The organism is Shewanella sp. Isolate8 (assembly GCF_022398495.1).
GTDB classification, from domain to species: domain Bacteria; phylum Pseudomonadota; class Gammaproteobacteria; order Enterobacterales; family Shewanellaceae; genus Shewanella; species Shewanella aquimarina.
On sequence record NZ_JAKEVI010000002.1, the window covers coordinates 100,690 to 113,323 of the forward strand.

Here is a 12,634-nt window from a genome sequence, read left to right on the forward strand (position 1 = left end):
ACTGAACTCTATTCATATGGCATCGGATTCAATAAAATAGCGTAATGAATAAAGAAAATGATGATGAATTGGCGCTTTTTTCGGCGTTAACCAAAGGGATAAAGCCGCTTAAACAGGATAAGCGTCATTTCTCCGCGCCACAAAAACCTAAGCGTGAGCTGGAAGTCGCGACCACTCAGCTGCACGCCGACAGCTATTTTTCAGATACCTATCAGCCCCTGCTGCCACTAGAAGGCGCCATGCGCTGGGCCAGAGAGGATGTGGACAGTCACGAACTTAAGCGGCTCAGGCGCGGCGACTATCAGCCGGATCTGCTGCTGGATCTCCACGGCATGCGCCAAACCGAGGCCAAACTGGAACTTGCCGCCCTGATTCAGGCTTGTGTTAAGCAGCACAGCCAATGCTGCTGCGTCATGCACGGACATGGCACTGGGATATTAAAGCAGAATATTCCCATGTGGCTGGCACAGCATCCACAGGTTAAGGCCTTCCACAAGGCGCCCAAGGAATGGGGCGGCGATGCGGCGCTTTTGGTCTTAGTCGAGGTGGGTGAGTTCCCTAGCTGGGAGTAATCCCTTTTTCGACTGAGAGTATTAGGGAGCCCCCATCAGGATTGACAAGTTTTGCGACCGGCCTAGAAGTCGAAATTAGCTCTCATCTTTGGGCGCAAATAGATATCAAAAAGGACGCCGAGGCGTCCTTTTTCTATGGTTAACTTTTATTCTAACCATTTATTTGATTTAGCTCACCGTATGAGGGGTGTGCTGCCAGCTCAGGGAGCCACGCTCACCGTGACGGTCGATAAGGGTCACACCTGAAGTCGCAAACAGCGGCGGCTCTATGCCAGGCACCAACTCGCTCACCATATAGCCCAGCAGCGGCATGTGGGCAATCACTAACACATTATCCGCCTTATACTGTTCGGCATAGGCCAGGGTCAGATCGGCGGCCAGGGTCGGCTCGGCCGAAGGGGTCAGCTCATCTAATACCAGCCACTTTCTCGGTTCGGGGAAGTGCTTACTCACTTCCTGCCATGTTTGCTGCGCACGCAGATAGGGACTCACCAACACAAGATCGAACTCGGTCACATCACGGGCCAGCCAATTACTCATCAATTCAGTCTGATAACGGCCGATTTCTGTCAGTACACGTTCTCGATCTGAGTGGGCGTGATAACCCGCCTCACCATGTCGCATCAAATATAGCTTCATACTACTCTCGCTATGATTATTCTTGTTCTACTATGAATTGTAGCGTTAAAGTTCGACGCAACAAACCTTAACCCTGTTATTAATTAGTCGAATAATGGATAAGATATTTGCCAAAGTCTTTTTTGAGGCTCAATATGTAGGCTTACCGCTTTAGTCGCCTAAACTCCGATGAATATCATACGTTTGTCCAGCATAAGGATGGAGCCAGCAATTGCAAACATCTATGCCGATCACTAAAAGCCCCAACGATCATCGCCAGTATCAATATCTGCAGCTGGACAATGGGCTACGTGTATTGCTAGTGGAAGATCTCCAGGCCCAGCAGGCCGCCGCGTCTATGGCGGTTAACGTTGGCCATTTTGACGATCCCGCCTCACGTCCCGGTATGGCACATTTCCTCGAGCATATGCTGTTTCTGGGCACAGAGAAATACCCTAAATCTGGCGAATATCATGCCTTCATCAATCAGCATGGCGGCAGCAACAACGCCTGGACAGGCACAGAGCAGACTAACTTCTTCTTTGCCATCGACGCCGAAGTGTTTGAAGAGTCTCTGGATAGATTTAGCCAGTTTTTTATCGCGCCCAGCTTCGATCTGGAACTGGTCGACAGAGAGCGCCACGCAATAGAGTCAGAATTTAGCCTCAAGCTCAAAGATGATATTCGCCGCACCTACCAGGTCCAGAAGGAAACCGTAAACCCGGCGCATCCCTTTTCAAAGTTTTCGGTTGGCAATCTCAAGACCTTAGACGGCGATGAGAAAACCCTTAGGCAAGAGCTGCTGGATTTCTATCAAACTCATTACAGTGCCAACCTGATGACTCTGTGTCTAGTCGCGCCCTTGCCACTAAATGAACTCTTGGCACTGGCCGAGAACTATTTTGCGCCGATTGAAAACCGCAAGCTGGCAAAGCAATACCCAAATGTGGCCATCTATGAAGCAGCTCAGCTTGGCCAGCAGATCAACATAGTGCCGCTAAAAGAGCAGCGCCGCGTGGCGATCACCTTTCCCCTGCCCGCCATCGACCGCTTCTATAAGCGCAAGCCGCTGACCTTTATCAGTCATCTATTCGGTTATGAGGGTAAGGGAAGCCTGCTGAGTCACCTCAAGGAACAAGGGCTGGCCATCAATCTCTCGGCCGGTGGTGGCGTCAATGGTTATAACTTTAAAGACTATAACATCAGTATTCAGCTGACCGAGAAAGGCCTGCTACAACTCGATGATGTGATTCAGGCGAGCTTCGAATACCTTAAACTGATTAAAACCCAGGGCATGCAGGCCTGGCGATATCAAGAGCGCGCCAATCTGCTAAAGCTTGCCTTTAAATATCAGGAACAGATCAAACCGCTGGATCTGGCCAGTCACCTCAGCATCAACATGCACCACTATGAGGTAGCCGATCTCATCTATGGCGATTATCGCATGGATGGTTTGGACGTCACTCAAGTCACCGAATTACTGGATCTAATGAGTCCGGACAATCTACGTATCCAGCTGATCTCGCCCGACTTAGACACAGAAAAGCAGGCCGCCTGGTACCACTCCCCCTATCAGATGAAGCCCATAGATAAACAACGGCTTCATCCGTGGCGTGACCCTGATGTCAGAGAGGCACTAAAACTACCGGACCCCAACCCCTTTATTATAGAGGATTCGATAGCCAGAGATGTTAAGAGTGACCACCCGGTACCTGTCGTTGTCTGCCAGGAAACCGGCTATCGCATCTGGCATAAGAAAGATGATGAATTTAATGTTCCCAAGGGACATATGTACCTGTCGCTCGATTCACATCAGGCGGCCGCCACCCCCAAACATGCGGCACTCACCCGTCTCTATGTGGAGATGCTACTCGACTACCTGACCGAATTTACCTATCCGGCCGAGGTCGCCGGACTCAGCTATAACATCTACCCTCATCAAGGGGGCATCACCCTTCACCTAACGGGATTGACAGGTAAGCAAGAGGCGCTGCTGTCGCTGCTGATTAATAAAGCCAGAGAACGTAACTTTACCCAGGACAGATTTAAGCAGATTAAGAAGCAGATCTTGCGTAACTGGTTTAATCAGAGCCGGGCAAAACCTATCTCACAGCTATTCACCAGCCTGACGGTGACGCTGCAGAAACGTAGTTTCGAGCCTCAACGCATGGCCGAGGAGCTTGAAGATATCACCCTAGACGATCTTCACAACCACGTACGAGCCTTCTATGAGAAGATCCACCTCGAGGGGCTGGTCTATGGCGATTGGCTGACCGAGGAAGCGCAGGCCTTAGGTAAGCGACTCGACCATATTCTCTCTCTGGTTTCCTCTCCCAGCGGCGAATCGGAACGTGAGCTGATAAAGCTTGAAAATGTCGGCACCCTGATGCGCGAGGTTAGCGTCAATCATCAAGACAGCAGCATCATAGTCTACTATCAGTCTGCTGAGGCGACACCACTCAAGATGGCCCTATTCAGCCTGTTAAACCACACCATGTCTTCGACCTTCTTCCACGAGCTAAGAACTAAGCGTCAGCTGGGTTACATGGTGGGCACGGGATATCTGCCACTCAATCGTTACCCAGGCATGATCTTCTATGTGCAATCCCCCACAGCAGGGCCTCTAAAGCTACTGGAGGCCATCGACGAGTTTATCGCAGACTTTAATTATGCCGTCATGCAGATCACCAATGATCAGTGGGAGCTCACCAAGCAAGGTTTGGTCAACCAGATTATGGAACATGACCCTAACCTCAAGACGCGGGGACAAAGATACTGGTCGAGCATAGGGAATAAAGACTACGACTTTAACCAGCGAGAACTGGTGGCCGAAAAAATTGGCGAACTTACCCGCTCTGACCTGATTAAATTTATGATGCAGAAGATGCGCACTAAACACGGTGACCGCCTGATCCTCTTTACCACTGGAGAACAACACAGGAATCAGGAACAGCTCACATCAGACAATATGATCACAGATCTGAGAAGCTTTAAACAACGGGCAGCCAAGTTTAGCTACTAGCCAGCCCCCCTTCCCTTAAGCTATATCGCCGAGGCCTTATCTCTGAGCGATATGTTCTAGAGAAAGCCTCTTAAGCAATATCTTTTAGAGGCTGCCTTTGAGCGATATCTCTTAGATGCAGCTGTTAGGCAATCTCTTCTAAGTGTTAGCTGTTAGCTGTCTGACCAAACAGCTCTTTGGTCAACGCTTAAACCCTTATCTAGCTCAATCCTCTTAGCAATAGATCGCCTTAGCTCTCGCTCGCCTGCTGCACTAGGGGAATGATTCTTAGTCCCTTTATCGCTTGATTCGCTAAAATATTCGAGATAGGACAAACGCCTGATATGAGCGTAAACAGCAGACAAAGCCAAATCAAACAGAACTTCTCATAGAACAAAGCCCTAAAAGACAATGAAAATGAAAGTAATTTGCAAACAAGAAAATTCAGTGTTCCTTTGACAAATCCCCCTATTTCTGAATAAATTAGGTTAAATAACTGTTGCCTATGCATTATTGGCTGATAATCAAACTAATAATTATGCCTAAAATCCTCTCAAGATTGCTACTCTCACTGCTAATGGCCCTGACTGTCTCCGGCTATGCCTCCGCCAGTGACACCCCAAGCAATGCGCCGATCTTAAAAGTCGATCACTACAATGTTCCCGAAGGTTTATCCCAAAGTACCGTCACTTCAATCGTTGAAGATCAACAGGGATATATTTGGATTGGTACCCTAAATGGACTTAATCGATTCGATGGTACCCATTTTAAGCACTATTTTGCCGAAGGTGATAATAGCTCTTTACCAAGCTCATTCATTAGAAGCTTGTATATAGATGATAGTAATAGGTTACTTGTTGGTACAGATAAAGGCCTAGTTATTTATAATGATAATTTAGATAATTTCGAAAAAATAAACCATGAACTAATAAAAAACCAAGCCATCTGGTCTATAAATGAAGACGGAAGCTCAATAATCATTGGTACCGAAAACGACTTATTCGAACTAAGAAAACCTGAGGATTCAGTTAAATTAATCGCCAGCCATAATTTTGGTGGAATAAAGAAGACCATTGTACTCAACAACAAAATATACCTTAGAAATTATGACGGTAGTATTTATGAGTACAACCAAGGAAATATAAGATTAATTACGCAGAATTCGATAGGACTCACCTTGTTTAATGGCAAAGCTTTCACACTACAGAAAGACAGCCTGGTTGATATCGAAACAAGAGAAACATTAATATTCCCAAGCCAAATAACTAGCATCTCAGAGAATACCTCACCCCCAATAATATTGACTAACAATATAATTACAACTGTTGATGACAATTTTAACCTAGAAGTAATAGGGACATTAAACACAGATTCTAAGACAACCAATCCACCGCTAATTTATTCCAGTAAAAATGGCATTTACATTGCTTCATTAAACGATGGAATAACTATAGTAAAACATGACAGAAATCTTTTAAAGAACTATATTCCAGATAGAAATATATGGTCAATTGATAGCTATAACAAAGAAAATGTAATTATTGCATCTGACTCTCCTTTGATCGAAATTTTTGATAAAAATCTTAATTTAATAAATAGTTATGATTCAAAAATAGAAGGCCCAAAATCTGCGATAATAAAGAACAATAAGATATACATTGCTTCTACCGCCGGGCTCCAGTCGATAGACACCTTGACCAGCGAACATAAAACACTGAGTAATAATAGATTTTTAATTGTAAGGAGCGATAAAAATAACAATAGGATTATCACAGGCTCATTCGATGGCAAAGTGTTTTTCTATAGTCTAGATGATGAAACAATGACACCGATTACCGTCGATAGTGGCAATCCAATTTACGATATAAAAATAAAAAATAATACTGCTTGGGTAGCCACTCAAAGCGGATTATTTTCATTAAAATCTGGTTTGGTCTCTAAAGTCGTTGCTGCAGATCTAGTTAGTAGCATTTTCATAGACGAGAATACAGTATATTTCACAACCAGGAATTCACTTTCAAAATTTGAAATATTAAAAAAACATACAACCGAATTATTTAAAAGCAGCAAACCTATTTACGCCATTGAAAAAGTAGGCAAAAATATAATTGCTTCATCAAACGCTGAAATATTCTTAATAACCGACGATCATTATATGTATTCATTCCCTTCATCATATGGTAGCCAAGACGAGTATAACTCACAGGCAATATCCAGCATAGATGAAACGATTTACATAGGCGGCATAAATGGATTAAGTGTTTTAGATGCAAACAAAATTTCTGACTTCCTAACCAAAAGAATACCTCCCAAAGTAATTATAGATACGTTATTGGTTTTCAATGTTCCAGAAAAAGTAAATGGTAGCATATTAAAAAAACAACTTCCTAAAACGGAAAAAATAAGCTTAAAGTATTCAGATTATCCATTTACTTTGAAATTTAGCACACCTGGAAATATCGATAAGACTTTGGAATATGCCTATCAGATGGAAGGGCTTTCCGATGCTTGGATAAACTCCAAAGGCATTAACTCCGCAACCTATACTAACTTATCTCCTGGCGAATATTACTTCAAGGTACATACCATTGACCCTTTAACGAAGAAGTTAGGAGTTACCCAAGGCCTTTCGATCGAAATCACCCCTCCCTGGTGGTTATCGATTCAAGCTAAGCTCGTCTACCTGCTCATTACTCTGTTGATCTCTGGCGCCTTAGTCAAGGCAGCGCTCAGAAGAAGAGAGGTGCAACGCCAGATCGCTAAGTCAGAAGAACGACTGAAGCTTTCTCTGTGGGGAAGCGGTGATGAGATGTGGGACTGGGATATCGAAACCGGACAGATTTATCGCTCTAATATCTGGGGCTCTCTTGAGTTTCCAAGGGATGGCCAACGTTCGGGTGAGGATGGTGAAGAAAGCAACATTCACCCCATGGACCAAGAACGAGTGAATACGGCGCTGAATAAGCACTTCTATGGCGAAACCGACCACTTCGAGGCGGCCTATCGCGTCAAAGGCAAAGATGACCAATGGATCTGGATATTGGACAGGGCAAAAATCGTTGAACGCGATGAGGAAGATAAAGCCCTACGTATGACAGGTACAATCAAAAACATCAGCAACTTCAAGCAAGCAGAGGAACAACTGAGACTGTTCGAGCGAGCTATCGAGAATATCTCCGAAGGCATGTTTATCTTGGACAACAAGTTTACATTCGTTGAAGTCAACGAGGCCTGCTGTGATCTGTGTGAGAAGAGCCGCAATGACTTTATCGGCGAGCTGTTTAAGTTTGACCTTTATCCCGAAAGCTACTCCGAACAAATTCGTCATATTTTGCAACAGCAAGGCAGCTGGAGTAACGAAGTCGAATCCGCCAAGGGCGATGGTAGCAGCTTCCTGATGGAGCTAACGGTCGATGCAATTTACGATGAACAGGGGGTCCTCTCCCACTATGTTGGCGTATTCTCTGATATTTCTCGTCGTAAACAACAGGAAGAGGAGCTACGTAAACTCACCAACAACGATCTCCTCACCAGCCTACCAAACCGTTCAAGCCTCATGGTTACCCTGGGTAACCTGGTGAAGAAGGATACCCATCATACCCTTATGGTGCTGGACTTAGATAACTTCAAGAAGATTAACGACTCCCTTGGTCACCAGGTAGGCGATGAACTGCTGATCAAAGTGGCCAGACGCATCGAATCCACCGTACCTTATCATACGAGTATCTATCGTTTAGGGGGCGATGAGTTTGCCATACTGGTCGATAACAACCCGGATATCGGCTCAAGCGCCGTAATTGCTAATCATGTGGTCGATGCCTTCTCCAGCCCGTTCGAACTCACCAAAGACAGAGTCGTTGTGGGAGTGAGTATCGGCATTGTGCTCTACCCGGAAGATGATCAGAACGAGCAGGCGCTTCTGCGTAAGGCTGACATTGCCATGTATCACGCCAAATCTGCCGGCGGCAATCGTTATCAGTTCTATTCTGAATCGCTCAATCGCAATGCCATTCGCCAGCTGGAAGTCGAAAACCTCATCCGCGAAGGTTTAAGGGATGATCTCTTCGAAGTCTACTACCAACCTAAGATAGATCTTAGAAGCAGCAAGATGGCTGGTATGGAGGCTCTGGTAAGGCTCAATCACCCAGAACACGGTCTTATTCCGCCGGGCGACTTTATCCCGCTGGCAGAAGAGAATGGGCTCATCGTTGAGATTGGCGAGGTCGTACTACGTAAAGCCTGCTTTGCGGCGCAAAATTGGCGCCGTCAAAATTTGTTCAACGGCCGAGTCGCCGTCAATTTATCATCGCAACAATTCGCTCTTCCAGACCTCCAGCAGCGGATAGAGTCAATTTTACGTCTCACTCAGCTGCCTGCAGCCAACCTTGAGCTAGAAATTACCGAAGGAACCGTCATAAAACAGCCAGAAAAGGCTATAAAGGTGATGATGCAACTCTCTAAAATGGGCGTCAGCCTTGCGTTAGACGACTTCGGCACCGGATATTCGTCACTGTCATATTTAAAGCGCTTCCCAATTGACACCCTGAAAATCGATAAGGCTTTTGTTGACGACATAGATAAATCTGACAGAGATCTAAAAATGGTCGACTCTATCATCACTATCGCCCATAACATGGGGCTCTCGGTGGTCGGTGAAGGCGTCGAAGAGGCTTCTCAGCTCAGCATATTAAAAGCACTAAAATGTGAGGAAATACAAGGCTTTATATACAGCAAAGCCGTCAATGAGACTAGCTTTACCGAACTGCTAAAACAAGAAAGCTTTAGCTATACACCAGTCTCTCAACATAAGAAAGCCTAATATTTAATGAGCACATGACTGACTGAAGAAAAGAATACTTAACTAAAATTAAGCTAAAAATAAAAATTGGCATAACACCTGCAATACATCTCTCAGACGTCAACGAATAGTTGGCACTATAACTTCAATAACCCTGAGAGATTAAGACAATGATTAACGGACTAGTTACTGCCATCGCTTTAGCAACAAGCTTATCAACTGCAAATATTAATACCGAAGAAGTATCAAATACGTCTGACATCAAGGGGCAGAAGACTGAGCAACTAACAGTAACTGGCTACCCACACGTTAAGTTCAAGCCTCTCGAAGTCGCTGGTTATCCACACGTCAAGTTCAAACCTCTCGAAGTTGCTGGCTACCCACACGTCAAGTTCAAGCCTCTTGAAGTTGCTGGCTACCCACACGTCAAGTTCAAGCCTCTTGAAGTTGCTGGCTACCCACACGTCAAGTTCAAGCCTGTCGAAGTTGCTGGTTATCCGCACGTCAAGTTCAAGCCTCTCGAAGTTGCTGGCTACCCACACGTTAAGTTCAAGCCTCTCGAAGTTGCTGGCTACCCGCACGTTAAGTTCAAGCCTATGGAAGTCGCTGGCTACCCGCACGTTAAGTTCAAGCCTGTCGAAGTCGCTGGCTACCCGCACGTTAAGTTCAAGCCTGTCGAAGTCGCTGGCTACCCGCACGTTAAGTTCAAGCCTGTCGAAGTCGCTGGCTACCCACACGTTAAGTTCAAGCCTCTCGAAGTCGCTGGCTACCCACACGTCAAGTTTAAGCCTGTCGAAGTCGCTGGCTACCCACACGTCAAGTTTAAGCCTCTCGAAGTCGCTGGCTACCCACACGTCAAATTCATCAACTCAGCCGTTGCTTAAGTCTTAAGGAGAATGATTATGTTAGATTCATTGAAAAAAGCTCTAGGACTTACTCACAAACCAGAGCGCAAAAAAGTACAGCTTCCAGAAGGCCTGAATCACTTAGAAGTGATTCCTGCAAAAGGTTGGTGGAACTAATTGACTTCAAACGTCTTTCGAAAACCAGACACATAAAAAAGGAGCTACTAAAGGCTCCTTTTTTGATCTTGTTATATGACTTTTAATTAGAGATTTGCACCTAGCCTACATCTACATGGCCACAGAAGCTGTCCTACGCCTTTATCGCGATACTTTGCTTTCCCTGGGCCCGCTTATGGGCGAATCGCTTATGTGTACTTAGCAGCGGATAGGCTACCGGCCCCATGATGAGTCCTAGCATGGCCCAGCGTTTCACCCCTAACCCAGCACGAAAAGCCATATTTCCCATTGCCAAGCTACTCACCATTAGTACACCAAGAATGCATATCACCACAGACACTACCTCACAACAACGGCGCCAAGAGGACTGTAAACAGCCAAAATCAGCCCAGCATGATAACCGAAACCAGCCTGTAGGTGAACAAAAAACAGGCAAAAATAATCCTCAGGCAAAAAAAATGCGGCATTATGTTGCCGCATTGTTAACAGCCTGGATGCCCTAATCGTAGAACTTACTGCCCGATTCGGCCATCTCGACTAGGCGATCACAAGGTGCGAATCGCTCACCAAACTGATCTTGATAACGTTTTAAGGTCTCGACCAAGTGCTTGGCGCCCAGTGAGTCCATGTAACGGAAGGGGCCACCTAAGAATGGCGGGAAGCCGATACCGAAAATCGCGCCTATATCGCCATCTCTTGGCGACGCGATAATCCCCTCCTCCAGACAACGCACCGCTTCATTAAGCATCTGCACAACACATCGCTCGGCCAAGGCTCTTGGTTCACCGCCGCTACCAGGTGTTAGACCCAGCACGCCGTAGACGCTCTCATCCACCAACTTCTTCTTCGACTTAGCGCCATACTGGTAGAAGCCCTTACCATTCTTACGGCCCTTACGGTCATCGGCCAACAACTTGTCAAAGGCCGCCGGCGCCTTAAAGCGCTCACCCAACTCCTTCTCAAGAATCGGCGAGATCTTGGCGCCCACATCTATGCCGACCTCATCGAGCAGCGTCATGGGGCCAACGGGGAAGCCAAACTTCACCAGCGCCTTATCCAGATGATCGACGCTCTGGCCTTCGAGTAGCAGATTCGCTGCCTCGTTCATATAGAGCGCCAGAATACGGTTCACATAAAAACCGGCACCATCTTTTACCACAATCGGTGTCTTGCCCTGCTTGCGGGCGAAGGCGACCGTGGTGGCGATCGTTTGTGGCGAAGTCTTGTCATGGGCAATCACCTCGACCAGAGGCATCTTCTCAACCGGCGAGAAGTAGTGCAAGCCAATGACGTTTTCGGGACGTTCGGCGGCCTCGGCGATCTGTTTGATCGGCAACGATGACGTGTTAGAGGCAAAAATCGTGTGCTCACCACATTCACGCTCCACATCCTGCACCATCTGATGTTTCAGTTTGAGATCTTCAAATACGGCTTCCACCACCATATCCGCATCCTTGATCCCTTTATATTCAGTGGTGGTGGTCATCAGCGCCATCAGGTTATCTCGCACCGCAGGCGTCATATGACGTCGTTTAACTCCTTTAGCCAGCAGCTTATAGGCATAGGCCAGCGCATTGCTCAAACCGGTTTCGCTGATATCTTTCACCCGCACCGGGATCTTGGCCTTAGTGGTGGTGACAGAGGCGATACCACCGCCCATCAAGCCACCGCCCAATACCATCACCTTGTTGACAGACTGAGGCGATACGTCACCGGCGCCGGTTTCCTTCTTCATCTCTGTGGTCGCAAAGAAGATGCTACGTAAAGCTTCCGACTCACTCGAGACCACGAGATCGCCAAAATGCTGCGCCTCAACCTCGAGACCTTTCACTATGCTTTTGGTTATACCCTGACGCACACAGTCGATGATCTTCTCAGGTGCAGGATAGTTGCCCTGGGTCTTCTTGTTGACCTGCTTAAGCGCCTGTTCGAAGATGATGTTGCGACCAACAGGGGTGCCCTCGAGCAGTTTCTCTACCGTCGACAGCTTAGGCTTCTTCGCAGGACGCGCACCTGCTAGCGCCATCTCTACAGCTGTCTGTAGCAAGATTGACTCGGGCACCACATCATCCACCAGCCCAAGCTTCAATGCCTGCTTGGCGCGCAGCTGCTTACCGGTGAGCATCATATCCAATGACTTGGCAATCCCCACCAGACGAGGCAGGCGCTGTGTGCCGCCACCGCCGGGCAGCAGACCGAGTTGCACTTCTGGCAATCCCAGCATGGTCTTCTTGCTATCGGTACACACGCGCTGATGGCAGGCCAGGGCCAGTTCGAGCCCCCCACCGAGACAGGCGCCATTGATAGCGGCTACCACGGGAATCGAGAGTGACTCTAGAGCCAAAAACACTTCATGGCCCTGCTTCGACAGCTCTCTGGCGTCTTCCGCTGTAGCACAGGCATCGAGCATAGAAATATCGGCACCCGCCACAAAAGAATCTTTCTTACCCGAGATGATCACCACGCCGCGAATGCTGGCGTCACTCTTAATCTCGGCCAACATCTCGCAAATCTCTGGGCCAAACTCGGCTCTCAGGGTATTCATGGTCTCACCGGGTACATCCATGGTGAGCACGGCGATCCCGTTATCCTGACGATTTAATGTAAAACTCTTATCCATGAG

The 12,634-nt window shown here is 47.1% G+C and carries 7 protein-coding genes; 5 read left to right on the forward strand and 2 right to left on the reverse strand.

The features are described 5' to 3' along the window. The first annotated feature begins 44 nt into the window (after positions 1 to 44). The gene (gene smrB, locus L1D43_RS09820; protein WP_041509459.1) at positions 45 to 572 is read left to right on the forward strand and encodes an endonuclease SmrB; all 528 of its coding nucleotides are present in this window, start codon (positions 45 to 47) and stop codon (positions 570 to 572) included. 168 nt (positions 573 to 740) lie between these two features. On the opposite strand, the gene sixA is transcribed toward smrB, so the two are convergent. After that, positions 741 to 1,211 (reverse strand): phosphohistidine phosphatase SixA, encoded by a 471-nt coding sequence (gene sixA / locus L1D43_RS09825; RefSeq protein WP_041509458.1) that lies wholly within the window; start codon positions 1,209 to 1,211, stop codon positions 741 to 743. A gap of 211 nt (positions 1,212 to 1,422) precedes the next feature. Between sixA and L1D43_RS09830 the strand changes: the two genes are divergently transcribed. The 4 genes from L1D43_RS09830 to L1D43_RS09845 all read left to right on the forward strand — a co-directional run bounded on the left by L1D43_RS09830 (position 1,423) and on the right by L1D43_RS09845 (position 10,514). Beyond that, positions 1,423 to 4,212 (forward strand): insulinase family protein, encoded by a 2,790-nt coding sequence (locus tag L1D43_RS09830; protein ID WP_239851279.1) that lies wholly within the window; start codon positions 1,423 to 1,425, stop codon positions 4,210 to 4,212. 517 nt (positions 4,213 to 4,729) lie between these two features. After that, positions 4,730 to 9,010 (forward strand): EAL domain-containing protein, encoded by a 4,281-nt coding sequence (locus L1D43_RS09835; protein ID WP_239851281.1) that lies wholly within the window; start codon positions 4,730 to 4,732, stop codon positions 9,008 to 9,010. Between the two features lie 149 nt (positions 9,011 to 9,159). Further along, entirely contained in the window at positions 9,160 to 9,873 is a 714-nt protein-coding gene (locus L1D43_RS09840; protein ID WP_239851283.1) for a hypothetical protein, read from the forward strand. 377 nt (positions 9,874 to 10,250) lie between these two features. Continuing rightward, positions 10,251 to 10,514: a hypothetical protein gene (locus tag L1D43_RS09845; protein WP_239851285.1), complete on the forward strand. Its 264-nt coding sequence runs from the start codon at positions 10,251 to 10,253 to the stop codon at positions 10,512 to 10,514. On the opposite strand, the gene fadJ is transcribed toward L1D43_RS09845, so the two are convergent. Next, positions 10,511 to 12,631 (reverse strand): fatty acid oxidation complex subunit alpha FadJ, encoded by a 2,121-nt coding sequence (gene fadJ, locus L1D43_RS09850; RefSeq protein WP_239851288.1) that lies wholly within the window; start codon positions 12,629 to 12,631, stop codon positions 10,511 to 10,513. The two genes, L1D43_RS09845 and fadJ, sit on opposite strands and share 4 nt — an antisense overlap. Between the last annotated feature and the right edge of the window lie 3 nt (positions 12,632 to 12,634).

Coding starts and splice junctions, on each gene's coding strand:
- L1D43_RS09835 (WP_239851281.1), top strand. CDS start 4,730: ATGCCTAAAATCCTCTCAAGATTGCTACTCTCACTGCTAATGGCCCTG.
- fadJ (WP_239851288.1), bottom strand. CDS start 12,631: ATGGATAAGAGTTTTACATTAAATCGTCAGGATAACGGGATCGCCGTG.
- L1D43_RS09845 (WP_239851285.1), top strand. CDS start 10,251: ATGGCCCAGCGTTTCACCCCTAACCCAGCACGAAAAGCCATATTTCCC.
- sixA (WP_041509458.1), bottom strand. CDS start 1,211: ATGAAGCTATATTTGATGCGACATGGTGAGGCGGGTTATCACGCCCAC.
- smrB (WP_041509459.1), top strand. CDS start 45: ATGAATAAAGAAAATGATGATGAATTGGCGCTTTTTTCGGCGTTAACC.
- L1D43_RS09840 (WP_239851283.1), top strand. CDS start 9,160: ATGATTAACGGACTAGTTACTGCCATCGCTTTAGCAACAAGCTTATCA.